Consider the following 17,803-nt stretch of genomic DNA (forward strand, 5'->3'; position numbering starts at 1 on the left):
TACGGCTTTTGAACAAAGGAGCACAGATGGTTTTTGCAGTAAAAACATTTAATAATATTCATCAAATTGGTCTCAAAGAATTAGGCAATCAGTTTCAGATTGATGGAGACAAGGCAGATAATCCAGATGCTTACATTTTGCGTAGTCAGAATTTGCATGGGCAGGATTTTCCAGGCAATTTAAAAGCGATTGCTCGTGCGGGTGCAGGAACCAATAATATTCCCATTGACGAAGCTACCGCGGCAGGCATTGTGGTCTTTAATACACCTGGAGCCAATGCCAATGCGGTAAAAGAGGCGGTTTTGACCTCTATTCTGCTTGCGGCGCGTGATTATTTTTCTGCTACGACTTGGGCAAATACCTTGACAGCGATGTTCCCAAGCAAATTGAAGCAGGGAAATCTCAATTTGCAGGCTCAGAAATTTCTGGGAAAACGCTTGGTGTAATTGGTTTAGGTGCTATTGGCGCAAGGCTTGCGAACGATGCACGTCGTCTAGGCATTAATGTCTTGGGATACGATCCTTATGTCTCCATCGAGACGGCTTGGACTATTTCTAGTCATGTCAAACGGGTCAATGATCTAAAAGAGATTTTAGCGCAGCATTTTCCCAAATGAAGAAAGAAACTGTTTTAATCAACTTTGCGCGTGCAGAGCTGGTGGATCATGAGGCACTTTTTGATGCCTTAGACACGGGTGTTATTAAGCGCTATATCATAGATTTTGGAACGGAAGATTTGCTCAATCGTGAGGGTGTGACAGTCTTTCCGCATGTGGGTGGCTCAACGGAAGAAGCGGAGCTCAACTGTGCCATTATGGCCAGTCAGACGGTCCGTCGCTTCTTAGAGACGGGAGAAATTACCAATTCAGTCAACTTTTCCAACATGCACCAGTTGCAAGATACACCTTACCGAATTACGCTCATCAATAAAAATGTGCCCAATATTGTGGCAAAAATTTCAACAGCTGTGTCGGATTTGGGTATCAATATTGATAATATTCTGAACCGAATTAATCAGTTGGTTGAAACCTTTCAAGCGAGTGACAATATTGTACGCGTGCGCTTGATCGAGTTGAGAAAATAACATAGAAGTAGGAAAATGATTGAGAGCGAAGGTAAACTAGATTTCCTATAATAAAATTATATAGCTCTGCCCATAATAAATTCAAGAAAATTTATTTTCTTACCGAGCGAGCGTTTGTGAGCAAAGACCGATAATTCCGCCGTGATGGAAGTGCTTGAAACTTCAGTGTTTCAAGTACGCGGAAACTTTGAGACCTAGGCTCAAAGTTTAGGTATGGAATTCTGAAAGAAGTCGCTACCGTCTGTCATCACTTAAGGAAGTATCACAAAGTAGATTTTATCTTCAATCTGAAGCAAGGAATTGATTTTCCTTGCTTTTTGCGTTATGCTAGTTTTATGTTAGTTGAAGATTTTCTGGCGTCGCCATTAGGGCAGATGTGGATTTTAGCGGATGAGCATGCCTTACTCGGGATTTATTTTATCGGGCAGGTCTATGAGCTGCGAGGCTATGAAAATGAAAGCATCACTCAGCAAGAGACGACTATCACGAAAGCCACTAAAGAGTGGTTGACATCTTATTTTGCAGGTCAAGAGCCACAGTCACTGGCTTGTCCAAGAGCGGTGCGAGGTACCGATTTTCAAGAGAAAGTGTGTGATTTGCTAACTCATATTCCTTACGGGCAGACTTGGACCTATGGGCAAATAGCGGAGCGGTTAGGTTGCAAGTCAGCACAGGCTGTCGGCTCTGCTATTGGCAAAAATCCTCTGTCTATCTTGGTTCCCTGTCACCGAGTGGTCGGTGTAAAGGGACAATTAACTGGCTATGCTGGCGGATTGGAACGAAAAGAAGCTTTATTAGAATGGGAGAAAACACATGTACACTTTTTATGAATATCCAAAATGCACAACCTGCAAGAAAGCAAAGAAGGAATTGCAAGACTTAGGTTTGGAATTTGAAGCGATTGATATCAAGACTAATCCTCCAAAGGTAGAAATTTTGCGAGAATGGATGGGAAGATCTGATCTTAATCTCAAGCAATTTTTCAATACGTCAGGAGATTCTTATCGCGAGCTTGGCCTGAAAGATAAATTTGACAGCCTGACGGTAGATGAGGCTTTGGAATTGTTGTCGCAAGATGGTATGCTCATCAAACGTCCGATTTTACTTAAGGATCAACAAGTTTTACAAATTGGATACCGCACGTCGTATGCGGATTTACAGCTGGAGAGCTAAGGAGTAATCATGAGTCATCGTTTGTACCAGATGTCATTTGCCAGTGTTTTCCAAGCCTTGATCAAAAAGATAGAGCGTAAAGGTCATGATAGTAAGAGAGTTTATGCCATCACGTCTTGGCTGACAGGCTATTCTATCGAAACCATCAAGAACTTGGAGCAAACAGACTTGACTTATGGTCAATTTTTATTGAAGGCATTGAAGATCCTCTTATGCAAGAAATCCGTCGCTTGGATAAGCTGGTTGATTGGCTAGCAAAGGGGAAAACAGTCCAACAAGTCATCGAAAAATATACAAAATAAAAATCAATCTTGTTATGCAAGATTGATTTTCTTTTGCTAAAAATTAAATTCCAAGCTAATATAGTCGAATTTTTTGCGAAGCTGCCGTAAGATTGAAGCTTTTCTCAGGGCTAGATATTCAACGAAATCTGCTTCCTCGACGGAAGCGACATAGATTCGAATCATGATATGAGTTCCTTGCTTGAAAATGTAAACATCCAAATCTTCTTTATGCGGATGCAGGTTTTTCTTAAGGACCTGAAGGACCGCTTCCTTAATCCGATCATTTTGGATGGTCGAACGTGCAAATTCCTTAAAAAGTCACCAGTATAATGAAGGAAACCAAATGAACCCTTGATGTCAACCAGACTTAAGCCAAGCACTGTTGCCGCAATTCCTAGCGAAATCGTTCCGTCAATTAGATTGGCCTTACTTTCCGCCCGAATCATAGTCGACATGTTATGAATTCTTTGGTTTTGCTGGGTATTGTAATGATAAAGGAGAAAACAAGCGAGTCCTGTCACAATTGCATAGGGAAGCACAGGGCCAGTCATAATTGACTCGCCTTCGCCGTGGACAAAGTAGGCAAAAGCAGTAGCGCTTCCTTGGAGCAGAGCCATAAAGAGCAGCATGAGCGTTGCAATGGACTTTAGAATGCCATAAAATGGTTCCAAGAAGTGCATCCCATTTGGGAAACTATCCGTTTTTCGATGACTATTTCGGGCAATATAAATGGCTGCTAGCGATGAAATAAAACCAATAATAGAAAAGACGCCGTCCAATAAAATAGCATTCAGATCTGTGGCGACCTACATAGCCATACCGGCGATGGCACTAAAAAAGTTAACGATGCTGGATATAAAAAGTGACTGTTTTTCAATTGCTTTCTGATTCATTTTTCCTCCTAAATCTAAGTATATACCTATTGTAGCAGAAAAAAAGATAAAAATCAAAAGTGACTATATTTTATTTGCATAAAGTGGTCACTTATAAATATTTACTGGCTTCCCGAATAGAAAGTGGTGCTAGTTTTTCTTTGTGTCTTTGGATGAAGTTGCGCACCCAATCGGGATTGGTTTTGGAATAATCGCGTAGGCTCCACCCGATGGCCTTATTGATAAAAAGTTCGCTGGATACGAGGTTATTGAGGGTGATGGTGGACAGTAATTCTGTTTTGGTATTGTCTTTTCGACCTAGCTGATGGTCAATGGAATCCCACCATTGATGGGTAGAAGCGTAGCTCAGCAATTTTGGAATATCATTGTAGGTCAAGAATTTTTGCATGGTTTTGAGTTAATCACAAACGAAATAATCCAGTTCCCGATAAGGATTTGCTCAAGCCAGATCAAGCAATTCCCAATCAATGATTTTGTTCCGCTTGGCATCTCGCAAGATAGACGCATAGAGTTTTCGTCGTTGCGGTGTGCGGACTCCAAAGAAGGCGAAGTGATGGCGCATGTAAGCGGCCATCTCCTCAGCAGTTTTTGGCTCCGCAGCGACTTCAAATGCTCCTTTTAGATGTTCAAATATTTCTGTGGTCATGGTCATAAAAGCTCCTAAAAAGCCCTTACGGGCTTTTTGATTTATTTTAGTTTGCTAATTCCGTATTGATTTGCCACATCATGCCATACTTATCTGTTAAGTTAGCATAAGCTGGGCTCCAGAATGTTTCTTGCAATTCAAGATTGATATTTTCAGCATCCACTTTTAATTTATCGTAAATAGTTTTTGCTTCTTCTACATTATCTACGATAATGGCAGTGGTCATATTGACGCCAGCTTGATATGGAAAGGATGGATTTTCATCAGATATTTGAAGGCGAATGCCATTAATATCCAACTGTGCATTCATAAGGAGGTGCTCGTGCTCTTTAGGACAATCAGGAACACCGTCTTTAAAGAGCATAAAGCTTGTCACTTCTGCATGGAAGACATTCTTGTAAAAATCAACAGCTTCAGCGCCGTTTCCGTCAGTAACCAAATAAATTTCAAGTGCTTTAACAGCCATGGTTTCTCCTTATTTCTTTGTAATCGCGATGTAGTTGCCTTCGCAGTCAGGAAAGGCAAAGTGAATAATACCCATTCAAATAGTAATGAAGGAAAACCAAGGTTCATACCAGGATTACTATTTGCTACCCAAGCTTTGTCATGGATCCCAAACGTTACTTGGCGGTCTGAATTGTTGGCAATTTCGTAAGAAGTCACTTTACCATTATCTTCTGTGTCATACTCTTTTATTTGAGTCACGATGAAGCCCATTTTTTCTGTCCAAAATTCCATAGCAGCTTTGCTATTGTCATAATAAAGCATAGTTGTCGATGCTTGAATCATGTGTAAAACCACGAGCCCAAAGGCCCACTTTCTAGTAAAAAAATAATGTGATAAGTTATTATAGTTTTTCCTGATTTTTCTGTCAAAAAATTTGTCCATATGATTTTTAGGGGAATAGCAGAGCTTCATAGGAAGATTTTTGTGCTATAATAATGTCATGGTATTATCAAAAAAACGGGCCCGCCATGTCATCGAGGAAATTATTGCGCTCTTTCCAGACGCGGAGCCTAGTCTCAACTTTAAAAATCATTTCGAATTAGTCATTGCCGTTCTCTTATCGGCTCAGACAACGGATGCAGCGGTTAACAAAGCAACCCCAGCCCTCTTTGCAGCCTATCCAACCCCTGAGGCTATGGCAGCTGCTTCTGAAGCAGCTTTGTCTAAGTATATTTCAACCTTGGGTCTCTATCGCAATAAGGCGCGTTTTATGAAAAAGTATGCTCAGCAGTTGGTGGAAGAATTTGGCGGTCAGGTGCCACAAACCAGAAAAGAACTGGAAAGTCTGGCAGGAGTGGGGCGTAAGACTGCCAATGTGGTTATGAGTGTGGGTTTTGGTATTCCAGCATTTGCTGTAGATACCCATGTGGAGCGTATCTGCAAGCACCATGATATCGTCAAAAAATCTGCCACGCCGCGTGAAGTAGAGGACTATGTCTGCTCTATCTTACCGCCTGATCGCTGGTTACCAGCCCATCAGGCCATGATTTATTTTGGACGCGCCATCTGTCATCCCAAAAATCCTGAGTGCTATAAGTATCCACAGTTGTACGATTTTTCAGATATTTAAAACATTAAAAAATGCTTTCAGCTAAATGCTGAGAGCATTTTTTGTATTTATGAAAAGAACCATTGGACCAAAATACTACTGATGATGGCTAATATAGCAGCTCCGATGGCAAAGCTGATGACAATCAAGGGTTTTTGGTAAGGATATTTGGCTTTTTCCTCACGCTTTTCAATCATACCTAAGGCACGACCTTCTGAAATTGCCACAAGTTCTTTATAGGTTTGCACATCATATTTTTTCTTAAAGACCTCAATACGATGGGCAAAGAAAAAGAGTGGTAGCAGTTGCAAGGTCCAAAGAAGAAATCCCCACCAATCCAAAAAGTAAAAGAGAGGAAAGACGCTAATAGATGATGAAATCATCAGAGTAAGCATAAAATAAGTATGTCGATTGAGTTGATGTTGTGCTTCTTGTTGAATAATCGTTTTCATTTCCTCAATATCTCCTTGAATGAAGTTATCCAACTGAATCTGAAAAAGATGGCTAAGAAGTAGCAAACTCTGGACATCTGGATAGGTTTTATTATTTTCCCGGTTGGAGATGGTCTGCCTAGTGACATAAATCTTCTCAGCCAGTTCTTCTTGCGATAGTTGGAATTGATTTCGATAAAATTGTATTTGTTTTCCGATTTCCATGCTCTTCCTTTCCATCTTAGTTTACTTAATCACGAAACATTTATCTATCAAAACTCTTTTACATTCAATTATATCAAGGGATTTTCCGTTTTTAAAAATTTGTTTACAAAAAAAGTTGATAGTTCTGTCAACTTTAAAAGCTAAATTCTAAGGTTAAATGATTAAATTCCTGGCGGAGCTGATTAAGAAGCTCTGCTTTTTTGTATGCTAATTGTTCGATAAAATCAGGGTCTTGGACTGTCAGGATTTGGATTTTTACTTTTATATGTATGCCTTGCTTAAAAATGTGAATATCTAAATCGTCCATATGTCCCATTAGATGATGTTCGAGAATTGCCATAACTTGATCCTCAATCTCTTGGTTTTGTACGGTAGAACGGGTAAATTCTCGAAAAGAATGAATCAAAATACTGAGCGGCTCTTTGATGGAAAAAATGACCAAAATAACCGTGATGAAAAAGTCACCCGTGTAGTGAAGAAAACCAAGTTGTCCATTGATGTCAATGACATTGAGCAGCAAAATAGCAGCACCGACTCCAGCTGAAATGAGACCGTCAATAAAATTTCCACGACTTTCTGCCTCAATCATGGTGCTCATATTTTGGATTTTCTGGTTTTGGTGAAGATTAAAAATACCGAGACCAAAACCAAGAATGACCATGGAAATAGTGTATGGAAGGACAGGACCAGTTACCATAGGATGCCCTTCTCCATGAGCAAAATAGGCGTAGGCGGTTGCGCTAGTTTCTAGCAGTGTAATGATGAGCAGCATTAGAGTCGCAATGGATTTTAAAATACCGTAAAGAGGCTCTAGAAAGTAAAGTCCATTCGGAAAATTTTCTGTCTTTCGATGACTATTTTTGGAAATATAGAGAGCGGCAACAGATGAAATAAAACCAATGAACGAGAAAATACCATCCAGCAAGAGCGCATTGAGGTCGGTAATAACATAGATAAATAAGCCTGAAAGACCAATGAGGAAATTGATCAGGACGGACACAACGAGAGACTGTTTTTCAACTTTTTTCTGATCCATAGCAACTCCTTTTGCAAGTGATAACAATTATATTATACCAAAAAGCTTCTGTTTTCAATCTTCCCTATGCCTTATAAATGATAGAGTGTCCATGTTAAGTAAAAAGAAAAAACCGAAAAATCGGCTTATCTATCTTTTACAAATCAATCTCCATGACAATCGGTGTGTGGTCTTGGCGAGTACCAGAGTCAATCATATCTGACTTTGTAACCTTGTCTGCGACGCGATTTGATGTCAACCAATAATCAATTCTCCAGCCCGTATTGTTGATTTTGCTGGTGCGGCTGCGCTGAGCCCACCAAGTGTAGACATTTGGCACATCCCCGTGCAAATAGCGGTAAGTATCGGTAAAACCACGTTCCAGTAGATTACTAAATCCTTGACGTTCTTCATCGGTAAAGCCAGCTGAGCGACGGTTTGAGTTTGGATTAGCAAGGTCAATTTCTTTATGCGCTACATTGTAGTCGCCTGTTGCAAGGACGGGCTTTTGGCTGTCGAGCCCCGCCAAGTAGTCTGCATATTTAACATCCCAAAGTTGACGGTCTTCTAGACGGCGGAGACCATCACCTGCGTTGGGTGTATAGACTTGGGTCACAAAGAAATTATCAAATTCCAAAGTGATGATGCGCCCCTCGTGATCCATGGTAGTTGGTGCACCAATTTGAGGAAAGGTTACGATGGGATTCAATTCTTTTTTGTACAGGAAGAGGGTTCCAGCATAGCCTTTTCGAGCAGGCTCAACGGACGAGCGCCATACATGAGTATAATCTGGGAAATAATTTTCTAAGGCGGTAACATGTTTTTTTGTTAAGCCTGCTGCTGATAATTTGGTTTCCTGGATGGCGATGATATCGGCATTTTCAGCGACCAAAGTATCAATGACGGCGCGGGACAAAAGGGCGCGTGCAGATTCACTGGTCAAAGCGGCATTCAGCGAGTCGATATTCCATGAGATGAGTTTCATTTGAAGAAAATCCCTTTCTAGTTTATTTTCTCATTATATCAAAAAAGTCCTCATTTCGAGGACATTTAGATTTATATTTATAGAGGCCAAGCTGGCGCGTCAGTAGGAGCTTGTAAAGCATGGATCCAACTAGGATCTGTCAATTCCAACATAGATAGAGACAATCCTTCCATATCTAGACTGGTCATCAGTTTGCTACTGGCCACGAAATCAATATTGAGTCCTTCCAATTCCATCAGATCCAGCACGTGAGATAAGAAAAGTTCTTCTTCATCATGAGCAGTATTTCCTAAATTGTTGACTAAAATAGCAAAGCGTTGCCCTTTTTTCCAACGGAAAAACATTTTCAGCTTATTACAGAGTTCAATCGCTAATTTCTCTGTTGAAATATGGGGAACAGTCTTGTAGCCCGCTTCTCCATGAATGCCGACACCATAAGAAATAAATCCATCCTGTAAGTCAAACATAGCCTTATTTGTCACGGGAGAAGTAGCAGCTTTACTGGCAACGCCGAGAGTTGCGATATGAGAAGCGACACCAAGGGCTAACTGCTCAATTTCTTCGAGGCTACCACCGTTTTGAGCTGCATGACCTAGAATCTTATGAAGAAATAGCGTACCAGCAACACCGCGATGGCGGCGTTTAAATGCCGTTCCTTCGACGGAAATATCATCGTGGGAAACAACATAACGCACGGCAATTCCTTCTTTTCGAGCGGACTCAATGGCTTCTTGAAAGACAGCTAAATCAGCTTGGAAATTTTTAATAATAACAAATACGCCCTTGCCCTTATCCAGAAAACGAAAGGCTTCTAAAATCTCCGTCGCTGTTGGAGGGATAAAAATCTCTCCAGCGATTGCTCCCGCAAGCATACCTTGGCCTATGTAGCCAAAATGGGCTGGTTCATGACCACTGCCTCCACCTGAGAGAATAGGAAGCACACTCTTATCTAAGGAAAGGGAATAGCTGTAGAGGAAACGACTAGTGCCCAGTTGCCTGATATCAGACGATTGAGCTAAGGGTTCTTGAATCTTTGTCACGATGTGGTCCATAATGTTACTCTTTCTGTTCGGAATAATGCTCTAAAAATGAAAGAAGCAGGGTTTCGGTATATTGTGCGAGGAGAAAAAAATCACCATCTTTTTCTTGGAGCTGATTTTTAATGGTTTGTGCCAAAGCTGCCGCGTGATAGTGAAAGAAGAAATTTTTCTCTTCTTGTGGAATACGAAGCGGATGTTCCTGCCCATACTCTGCTACGATTTTCACGACCAATTGCAAACAATAATCCTGAAAATAAGACTGGAAATCATTTTGCGAATGCACTAAAAATAGTTGACGGTAGAAGCTACGATTTTGCTCAAAGAAATAAAAGACTTCATGCAAGAGACCCAGTCCTGAAATATAATTAAGATTATCAATAATTTGCTCTTGAAGCTCCGTTTTGAAAATCCATTCTAAGAGCTCGTATTTGTCTATAAAATGACTATAAAAGGTTTGTCGGCGCATGCCAGCTTCTTCCATGATATCGGTCACGGAAATCTTATCAAATTCTTTTTGTTCCAAGACTTGTTTGAATGACTTGGCAATTTTCTTTTTGGTGATAATGGTTTTGGGCATAAGGGCCTTTCTACTTTATCCATATCCTACTAGCACTAGTCTAGCACTGTCTTGATATCATTCCAAAGGACAAATCTGAAAATCTGTCCCTTTTCAAATAAAACGCTTTCTTTTATACTGATTATATCAAAAAACTTCTTTTTCAGCTCTGCTATTTGCAAAAGAAAAAGAAAACAAAACAAAAAGGAGGATCACCATGAAAAAAGTGATCAATGAACCAACTGCTGTAGTGGATGAAATGTTGCAAGGAAATTGCTTTGTTCACAGTGATTTAGTAGAACGTTTGGATGGCTTTGAAGTTATTGCACGCAAGGCTCCAAAAACAGGCAAAGTGGCCTTGATTTCTGGTGGAGGAAGTGGACACGGACCGTCTCACGCTGGCTTTGTAGGAGAAGGTATGTTGTCTGCAGCTGTCTGTGGCGCAGTCTTTACATCTCCAACACCAGACCAAGTCTTGGAAGCTATCAAAGCATCTGACGAAGGTGCGGGTGTCTTCATGGTTATTAAAAACTATTCAGGCGACATCATGAACTTTGAAATGGCGCAAGAAATGGCAGAAATGGAAGGCATCGAAGTCGCAAGTGTTGTCGTGGATGATGATATTGCGGTAGAAGATAGTCTCTATACCCAAGGAAAACGTGGGGTTGCAGGAACGATTTTAGTTCATAAAATCTTGGGACATGCAGTGCGCGAAGGTAAATCTCTAGCTGAAATCAAAGAATTGGCTGATCAAGTCGTTGCCAATATTCATACTATCGGTGTGGCTTTGAGTGGCGCCACAGTACCTGAAGTGGGGAAACCTGGTTTTGTTTTGGCAGATGATGAGATTGAATATGGTGTTGGTATCCACGGTGAGCCAGGCTATCGCAAAGAAAAATTGCAGAGCTCAAAAATTTTAGCAGAAGAATTAGTTGGTAAATTGTTAGAATCATTTGATGCTAAAGAAGGCGAAAAATACGGTGTTTTGATCAATGGTCTTGGCAGCACACCGCTGATGGAACAATACGTTTTTGCCAATGATGTAGCTCATCTCTTGGCAGAAAAAGGCATTGAAGTGATTTACAAAAAATTGGGCGATTACATGACTTCTATCGATATGGCAGACTTGTCATTGACCTTGATTAAATTAGAGGACCAAGCATGGCTTGAAGCATTGAACAGCCCGGTTGTGACCGCTGCTTGGTAATCAGAAAATACAGTAAATGGGGGAGGAGCGTATGGATTTACAAACAGCCTTGGTATGGATGGATTTATTCCATCAAAGTATCCAAGAAAATAAAGATTATTTAAGTGAACTCGACACGCCAATCGGTGATGGAGATCATGGTGGCAATATGGCGCGTGGTATGGCAGCAGTGGTGGCTGAATTGGAAGCAAAAGCAGCTGATTTGACCTCTAGTAGCGATGTCTTAAAAGTAGTTTCTATGCAACTATTGAGTAAGGTTGGTGGTGCTTCTGGTCCCCTTTATGGCTTAGCTTTTATGGGAATGATGAAGGCACAGCAAGCAGACCAATCTATTGCTGAAACAGTAGCAGCTGGTCTTGAAATGATTCAAAAACGTGGCAAGGCAGAAGTCGGAGAAAAAACCATGGTGGACGTTTGGTCAGGTGTTGTTGATGCCTTGAAAGCTGGGGAATTGACAGCAGAAACCGTTGATCATTTAGTATTGTCTACAAAAGAGATTCAAGCGACAAAAGGTCGGGCCTCCTACGTTGGTGAGCGCTTCATCGGCTATATCGATCCAGGTTCATTCTCATCAGGTTTACTGTTTAAAGCCTTGATTGCAGCAGGAGGTGTCGCATGAGTTCAGTAGGTATTATCCTCGTTTCCCATTCTAAAAATTTAGCGCAAGGTGTGGTAGATTTGATTTCTGAAGTGGCAAAAGATGTATCCTTGACCTATGTTGGCGGAACGCCAGAGGGGGAAATTGGGACTAGTTTTGACCAAGTGCAGGAAATTGTGGATCAAAATCCTTGTGAGACACTCTTAGCCTTTTTCGACCTGGGTAGTGCTCGTATGAATTTGGAAATGGTAGCAGATTTCTCAGAAAAAGAAATTCTCATTCAACAAGTTCCTGTAGTAGAAGGTGCCTACACAGCTGCTGCACTCCTACAAGCTGGGGCAGATTTGGGAGCTATTCAAGAGCAATTGAAAGCGTTAGAGATTCAGAAATAAGCCAGATTCTTCACAAAGTTGAACTAGTTTATATTGGCAAATAAGCTAGTTCAACCAGTTGAAGAAAAAAATCACAAACTAATTCTGAGAAAAAAATATTTTTTTCTGATAAAATGTAAGCGCAAACAAGGAATCCAAAAAGGAGAATATAGATGACAGCTACTGAAAAGTACGTCATGGCCATTGACCAGGGGACAACGAGTTCGCGTGCTATTATTTTTAATAAAAAGGGTGAGAGAGTTAGCTCCAGTCAAAAAGAATTTACGCAGATTTTCCCACAAGCAGGTTGGGTAGAGCATAATGCCAATGAGATTTGGAACTCTGTCCAATCGGTCATTGCTGGTTCTTTCATCGAAAGTGGCATCAAGCCAAACCAGATTGAAGCTATCGGGATTACCAATCAGCGTGAAACAACTGTTGTATGGGATAAGGAAACGGGTGTTCCAATTTACAATGCCATTGTTTGGCAGTCGCGTCAAACAGCTCCGTTAGCGGAACAATTGAAAAAAGAAGGCTATGAGGAACTCTTCCATCAGAAAACGGGTTTGGTCATTGATGCTTATTTCTCGGCGACTAAGGTTCGTTGGATTTTGGATCATGTGCCTGACGCACAAGAGCGTGCTGAGAAAGGTGAGTTGCTCTTTGGGACCATTGATACATGGTTGGTTTGGAGATTGACCGATGGAGCATCTCACGTCACCGATTATTCTAATGCGGCGCGGACCATGCTCTACAATATCAAAGACCTCAAGTGGGATGATGAGATTTTGGAAATCCTTAATATTCCAAAAGCTATGTTGCCAGAAGTGAAATCAAACTCTGAAATTTACGGTCATACAGCATCTTTCCATTTCTATGGTGGCGAAATTCCCATTTCAGGTATGGCAGGTGACCAGCAGGCGGCATTATTTGGTCAGTTAGCATTTGAACCTGGTATGATTAAAAATACTTACGGTACAGGTTCTTTCATCATTTTGAATACAGGTGAAGAGCTACAAATTTCAGATAACAAGCTTTTGACGACCATCGGCTATGGTATCAATGGAAAAGTGCATTATGCTCTGGAAGGTTCCATTTTCATCGCAGGTAGTGCCATTCAATGGCTACGCGATGGATTAAAGATGGTTGAAAAATCTCCAGAATCGGAAAGCTTAGCCAAAGCATCCAAAAATGACGATGAAATTTATGTGGTTCCAGCCTTTACAGGTCTTGGAGCGCCATATTGGGATTCAGAAGCGCGTGGAGCGGTCTTTGGCCTAACACGTGGTAGCAGCAAAGAAGACTTCGTTAAAGCGACCCTTCAATCCATTGCCTATCAAGTACGAGATGTAATTGATACCATGCAAATGGATTCGGGTATTGATATTCAAGTTCTCAAGGTCGATGGCGGAGCTGCTATGAATAACTATCTCATGCAATTCCAGTCTGACATTCTCGGTATTGATATTGCTCGTGCTAAAAATTTGGAAACAACAGCCCTTGGTGCAGCCTTCTTAGCAGGTCTTGCAGTAGGATACTGGAAAGATTTGGAAGAATTGAAGACTCTCAATGAAACAAGGGAGCTCTTCACACCAACTATGAACAATGCTCGCAAAGAACAACTTTACAAAGGTTGGAAACGCGCCGTGAAAGCAACCCAAGCCTTTTCAGTCGACGAATAGAGAGAAGGGATTCTATGGAATTTTCAACAAAAACCAGACGATTATCCTTGCAAAAAATGCAAGAACGCACCCTTGATTTGCTCATCATCGGCGGGGGAATTACTGGTGCTGGAGTTGCACTGCAAGCCGCAGCTAGTGGTTTAGACACTGGCTTGATTGACACGCAGGATTTTGCAGAAGGAACTAGTAGTCGCTCGACAAAATTGGTTCATGGTGGTCTTCGTTATCTCAAACAATTTGACGTCGAAGTGGTAGCCGATACAGTTTCTGAGCGTGCTGTTGTTCAGCGCATTGCACCACATATTCCAAAACCGGATCCAATGATTTTGCCAGTCTACGATGAGCCGGGGTCAACCTTTAGCATGTTCCGCCTCAAAGTCGCTATGGATCTCTATGACCTCTTGGCAAATGTGTCCAATACCCCTTTTGCCAACAAGGTTTTGAGTAAGGAAGAAATTCTCAAGCGCCTACCAGACTTGCAAGAAGAAGGCTTGGTCGGTGGCGGAGTTTATCTCGATTTCCGCAATAATGACGCCCGTCTCGTTATCGAAAATATCAAACGCGCTAATCAGGATGGAGCCCTCATTGCCAGCCATGTCAAGGCAGCAGGTTTCCTTTATGATGAGAATGGAAAAGTCACCGGTGTGACAGCACGCGATCTCTCGACGGATCAAGTCTTGGAAATGAAAGCCCGTCTGGTTATCAATACGACAGGTCCTTGGAGTGATACCGTCTGCAATCTCGAGAAGGATGCGAATTTCCACACTATGCGTCCAACAAATGGTGGCAATAGCGGCAAGATGAGCGATGATAGTTTCAATCATCTTATCAGCACGGTTCAATCTTATCTGGAACATGACAAGGATCGCAAAGATGTCGAAGAAGCGGCAACACATTTGGAAGGTTCCCTTTCTGAGAAAACACTTGATCCATCGGCAGTTTCACGCGGATCTAGCCTAGAACGCGACGAAAATGGTCTCATTACCCTTTCTGGCGGTAAAATTACCGATTATCGTAAGATGGCAGAAGGTGCTATGGACATGATTTTGCAAATTTTACGAGATGAATTTGGTCGCAAGTTTAAACTCATTCATTCAAAAACCTATACTGTTTCAGGTGGTGATTTGAATTCTGCCAATGTGGACCAAGAAATCGAAGCATATGCCCAACTTGGCTTGGTCAAAGGACTCAGCTTGGAAGAGTCACGCTATTTGGCGAATCTCTACGGTTCAAATGTACCTACAGTTTATAATTTGGCAGATGAATTGCAGGCAGCATCTGGTCTTAGCCTAGCTGATACGCTGTCACTACACTATGCTATGCGTTATGAAATGGCATTAACACCTGTTGATTTCTTCCTTCGTCGGACCAATTACATGCTCTTTAAGCGTGAACAATTGGATGATATGGTAGAGCCGGTCTTGCATGAAATGGCAGTCTACTATGACTGGTCAGAGGAAGAAAAAGAAAGTATGCGCAGCCATTTGCAAGAAACTCTTGCAGAAAATGATTTAAAGGATATAAAATAAAAAGGAGAACACTCATGACAAATGATGTATTTGGAGAATTTTTAGGAACACTTTTATTGGTATTATTAGGTAACGGCGTCGTAGCTGGCGTTGTCCTTCCCAAGACCAAAAATAATAACGCAGGCTGGATTGTCATTACAGCTGGTTGGGCGTTTGCCGTAATGGTTGGTGCTTATGTAGCAGGAGCTCTTGGAGCAGGTCATTTGAATCCAGCGGTTTCTTTGGCATTTGCCCTTAAAGGAGACATCACGTGGGGTGCATTCTTTATGTATACAATCGTTCAATTCCTCGGTGCTATGGTCGGTACAACACTTGTATGGCTGATGCACAAACCTCACTACGATGAAGCAGAATATGATCCAGGCAGTGTATTAGCAAGCTTTTCAACTGGACCAGCTATTCGTAATACCGCTTCAAACTTATTGAGTGAAGTATTGGGTACGTTTGTTTTGGTCTTGGCAATCTTGAGCTTTGGTTTCTATGAAATGCCAGCAGGCTTAGGTGTCCTTGCTGTTGCATTTACCATCTGGGGACTCGGTCTCTCACTAGGTGGTACAACAGGTTATGCTCTCAACCCAGCACGTGACCTTGGTCCACGTATAATGCACGCAATCTTGCCATTAAAAGGCAAAGGCGATTCTGACTGGGGTTACTCATGGATTCCAGTAGTTGGTCCACTTTTAGGAGCAGCATTGGCAGTATTGGTTTACGGACTCTTTTAAGAAATAAAGCCCTTCGGGGCTTTTTTTGTTTGACAGTTAGTCAATCTATATCATCAGTGCTATGCGATTGTTCAGCTACTGAATCATTTTTTCGTGAGGTTGAAAAATGTGATATAATAACAATAAATGAAAGGGGTTTAAAAGAATGAAACGGGTGATAAAACATACCTTGATTGGTGCTTGGTGGCTCACTATGTTGCTATCTTACTGGTTTTGCCTGTCAGCTCTTAATCCACTCAGCATGGATTTTTGGCTATTTCTACTAACTGCAATAATTCTAGCTTTTTTGTTGATGTTAGCATGGTATTTGAACTGCTCACAGGATCAAGTAGTGCACCGGAAAGGTAGACGCAAGGACGTTACAACAGATGGTCATTCTCATATGCCTAAGTCCTTGAAATGGCTAGGGATTGTATCTATTGTGCTTATTTTTTTCCTGTTTCTTCTTTCTTTTTTGAACTCCAGAATGTTTCGTGCTAAAGACTATGCCAACATTATTACAGTTAAAGAAGCAGACTTTACGGCAGATTTCCCAGAGACAAATATTTCAACACTGGCTTTATTGGATCGTGCCTCTGCTGAAAAGATTGGAGATACCTATTTGGGAACCATTGACAAAGTATCGCAGTTTGGTATCTCTGACGATTACAGACAGATTGCGATTGGTGACCAACCCTACCGTGTTTCTCCACTAGAATATAAAAATTTTTGGAAATGGCTTTCCAATCGTAAAGAAGGAATTGGTTACTATGTCAAGGTCAATCAAACGACAGGGAAAGCGGAACTAGCTCGCTTGAATCAACCAATGAAATATTCAGACTCTGAATATGCTTTCCGAGATACCATGCGTTACTTACGTTTCCGCTATCCGACGACCATATTTGGAGATCCATCTTTCGAAGTAGACGATGAGGGAAATCCTTACTATATTGCAACGGTTTATCAGCCAAAATTTATGTTATCCTCTAACGATCCGACAGGTGCGATTGTTCTGGATGCAGTCACAGGTGAAACCAAAGAATACTCCTTAGAAACCATTCCAAAATGGATTGATCGGGTTTTCTCTGCAAGAAATGTCCTAAGTAGAATTGATGATTATTATACCTATCAAGATGGTTTTTGGAATACAGTCTTTAGTCAGACAGGTGTTAAGAAAACGACGGATAGCTATAACTACATCTCAATTGGTTCCGATATTTATCTCTATACGGGTATTACTTCAGCTACCGCAGATTCATCCAATCTAGGTTTTATTTTGGTCAATATGCGGACCCGAGAAGTCACTAATTATAAATTAGCCTCTGCTACCGAAACTGCTGCTCAAGAATCTGCTGAAGGAGAAGTGCAGGAAAAAGGTTATGCAGCAACTGCCCCAACTTTAGTGAAACTCAATAACAAAGCTTACTACCTTGTGTCGTTGAAGGATGATGCTGGTCTCGTCAAATCGTATGCGACTGTAGATGCTGAAGATTATCAGCAGGTGACGGTCAATAATGACATTGAAACCTTGATTGCTCAATTTATCGATGTGGATACCTCTGCTTTATCTGGGGCTGCCTTATCTGGGAAAGCAGACAATGCTGCTGCCGTCATCACAGGAATTGTTGACAAATTAGGGACCCAAATGATTGCAGGGACGACCGTTTATTACATTGAATCAGATGGTGTTATCTACAAAATTAAGGCAAGTAAGGACACGCCGGATCAATTGCCCTTCTTAAAAGCTGGAGACGAGTTCACAGGGCAACTATCAAAAGACCAATATCTTAACCGAGTGAAAATCACTCCCAAACAGACTGAATAGATGA

General features: G+C 41.4%; 17 protein-coding genes and 4 pseudogenes. 12 read left to right on the top strand and 9 right to left on the bottom strand.

Annotated elements, in window-relative coordinates; all coding sequences use genetic code 11:
- Window positions 1-26 precede the first annotated feature (26 nt).
- From AEX56_RS01250 to AEX56_RS01265, 4 genes and pseudogenes are all read left to right on the top strand, one after another.
- A pseudogene (locus tag AEX56_RS01250) lies at window positions 27-1,083 on the top strand (3-phosphoglycerate dehydrogenase family protein).
- A gap of 335 nt (window positions 1,084-1,418) precedes the next feature.
- Entirely contained in the window at window positions 1,419-1,913 is a 495-nt protein-coding gene (locus AEX56_RS01255) for a methylated-DNA--[protein]-cysteine S-methyltransferase (protein ID WP_049618212.1), read from the top strand.
- The gene (locus AEX56_RS01260; protein ID WP_049617595.1) at window positions 1,897-2,256 is read left to right on the top strand and encodes a Spx/MgsR family RNA polymerase-binding regulatory protein; all 360 of its coding nucleotides are present in this window, start codon (window positions 1,897-1,899) and stop codon (window positions 2,254-2,256) included. The genes AEX56_RS01255 and AEX56_RS01260 overlap by 17 nt, the downstream gene beginning before the upstream one ends.
- A gap of 9 nt (window positions 2,257-2,265) precedes the next feature.
- Window positions 2,266-2,558: pseudogene (locus AEX56_RS01265) on the top strand (DUF2200 family protein).
- A gap of 161 nt (window positions 2,559-2,719) precedes the next feature.
- Here the strand turns inward: AEX56_RS01265 and AEX56_RS01270 are convergent.
- The 4 genes and pseudogenes from AEX56_RS01270 to AEX56_RS01285 form a co-directional block, all read right to left on the bottom strand.
- A complete protein-coding gene (locus tag AEX56_RS01270; RefSeq protein WP_236682937.1) occupies window positions 2,720-3,319 on the bottom strand; it encodes a cation transporter in 600 nt (199 codons plus the stop codon).
- A gap of 205 nt (window positions 3,320-3,524) precedes the next feature.
- Window positions 3,525-4,079, bottom strand: a pseudogene (locus AEX56_RS01275) (DNA alkylation repair protein).
- A gap of 46 nt (window positions 4,080-4,125) precedes the next feature.
- A complete protein-coding gene (locus AEX56_RS01280; protein WP_049617596.1) occupies window positions 4,126-4,545 on the bottom strand; it encodes a VOC family protein in 420 nt (139 codons plus the stop codon).
- 9 nt (window positions 4,546-4,554) lie between these two features.
- A pseudogene (locus tag AEX56_RS01285) lies at window positions 4,555-4,868 on the bottom strand (VOC family protein).
- Between the two features lie 157 nt (window positions 4,869-5,025).
- On the opposite strand from AEX56_RS01285, the gene nth reads away from it, so the two are divergent.
- Window positions 5,026-5,655, top strand: coding sequence for an endonuclease III (gene nth / locus AEX56_RS01290; RefSeq protein WP_049618213.1), 630 nt, complete (start codon window positions 5,026-5,028; stop codon window positions 5,653-5,655).
- Between the two features lie 47 nt (window positions 5,656-5,702).
- Here nth and AEX56_RS01295 read toward each other — a convergent pair whose 3' ends face one another.
- From AEX56_RS01295 to dhaS, 5 genes are all read right to left on the bottom strand, one after another.
- A complete protein-coding gene (locus AEX56_RS01295) occupies window positions 5,703-6,290 on the bottom strand; it encodes a helix-turn-helix transcriptional regulator (RefSeq protein ID WP_049617597.1) in 588 nt (195 codons plus the stop codon).
- Window positions 6,291-6,423: 133 nt separating this feature from the next.
- A complete protein-coding gene (locus tag AEX56_RS01300) occupies window positions 6,424-7,326 on the bottom strand; it encodes a cation transporter (RefSeq protein ID WP_049617598.1) in 903 nt (300 codons plus the stop codon).
- Between the two features lie 136 nt (window positions 7,327-7,462).
- Window positions 7,463-8,290: an exodeoxyribonuclease III gene (locus AEX56_RS01305; protein WP_049617599.1), complete on the bottom strand. Its 828-nt coding sequence runs from the start codon at window positions 8,288-8,290 to the stop codon at window positions 7,463-7,465.
- Between the two features lie 77 nt (window positions 8,291-8,367).
- The gene (dhaQ, locus tag AEX56_RS01310; RefSeq protein ID WP_053093893.1) at window positions 8,368-9,342 is read right to left on the bottom strand and encodes a DhaKLM operon coactivator DhaQ; all 975 of its coding nucleotides are present in this window, start codon (window positions 9,340-9,342) and stop codon (window positions 8,368-8,370) included.
- A gap of 4 nt (window positions 9,343-9,346) precedes the next feature.
- Window positions 9,347-9,907 carry a dihydroxyacetone kinase transcriptional activator DhaS gene (dhaS, locus tag AEX56_RS01315; RefSeq protein WP_049617600.1) on the bottom strand — a complete coding sequence of 187 codons (561 nt, stop codon included), beginning with the start codon at window positions 9,905-9,907 and terminating at the stop codon, window positions 9,347-9,349.
- Between the two features lie 196 nt (window positions 9,908-10,103).
- Here dhaS and dhaK point away from each other — a divergent pair, with 196 nt between their 5' ends.
- The 7 genes from dhaK (at window position 10,104) to AEX56_RS01350 (ending at window position 17,799) form a co-directional block, all read left to right on the top strand.
- Window positions 10,104-11,093 carry a dihydroxyacetone kinase subunit DhaK gene (gene dhaK, locus AEX56_RS01320; protein ID WP_049617601.1) on the top strand — a complete coding sequence of 330 codons (990 nt, stop codon included), beginning with the start codon at window positions 10,104-10,106 and terminating at the stop codon, window positions 11,091-11,093.
- Between the two features lie 31 nt (window positions 11,094-11,124).
- Window positions 11,125-11,712, top strand: coding sequence for a dihydroxyacetone kinase subunit DhaL (gene dhaL / locus AEX56_RS01325; RefSeq protein WP_049617602.1), 588 nt, complete (start codon window positions 11,125-11,127; stop codon window positions 11,710-11,712).
- Complete coding sequence (dhaM, locus tag AEX56_RS01330; protein ID WP_049617603.1) at window positions 11,709-12,083, top strand: dihydroxyacetone kinase phosphoryl donor subunit DhaM; 375 nt, start codon at window positions 11,709-11,711, stop codon at window positions 12,081-12,083. The genes dhaL and dhaM overlap by 4 nt, the downstream gene beginning before the upstream one ends.
- Window positions 12,084-12,235: 152 nt before the next feature.
- Complete coding sequence (gene glpK, locus AEX56_RS01335) at window positions 12,236-13,744, top strand: glycerol kinase GlpK (protein ID WP_049617604.1); 1,509 nt, start codon at window positions 12,236-12,238, stop codon at window positions 13,742-13,744.
- A 14-nt stretch (window positions 13,745-13,758) separates the two neighbouring features.
- The gene (locus AEX56_RS01340; protein WP_049617605.1) at window positions 13,759-15,273 is read left to right on the top strand and encodes an FAD-dependent oxidoreductase; all 1,515 of its coding nucleotides are present in this window, start codon (window positions 13,759-13,761) and stop codon (window positions 15,271-15,273) included.
- A 14-nt stretch (window positions 15,274-15,287) separates the two neighbouring features.
- Window positions 15,288-15,995, top strand: a complete 708-nt coding sequence (locus AEX56_RS01345) for an MIP/aquaporin family protein (protein WP_049617606.1) — start codon at window positions 15,288-15,290, stop codon at window positions 15,993-15,995.
- A 145-nt stretch (window positions 15,996-16,140) separates the two neighbouring features.
- Entirely contained in the window at window positions 16,141-17,799 is a 1,659-nt protein-coding gene (locus AEX56_RS01350; RefSeq protein WP_049617607.1) for a hypothetical protein, read from the top strand.
- Window positions 17,800-17,803: the final 4 nt, after the last annotated feature.

The sequence above is a fragment of the Streptococcus sp. X13SY08 genome, assembly GCF_001182825.2.
In the GTDB taxonomy this organism is placed as follows: domain Bacteria; phylum Bacillota; class Bacilli; order Lactobacillales; family Streptococcaceae; genus Streptococcus.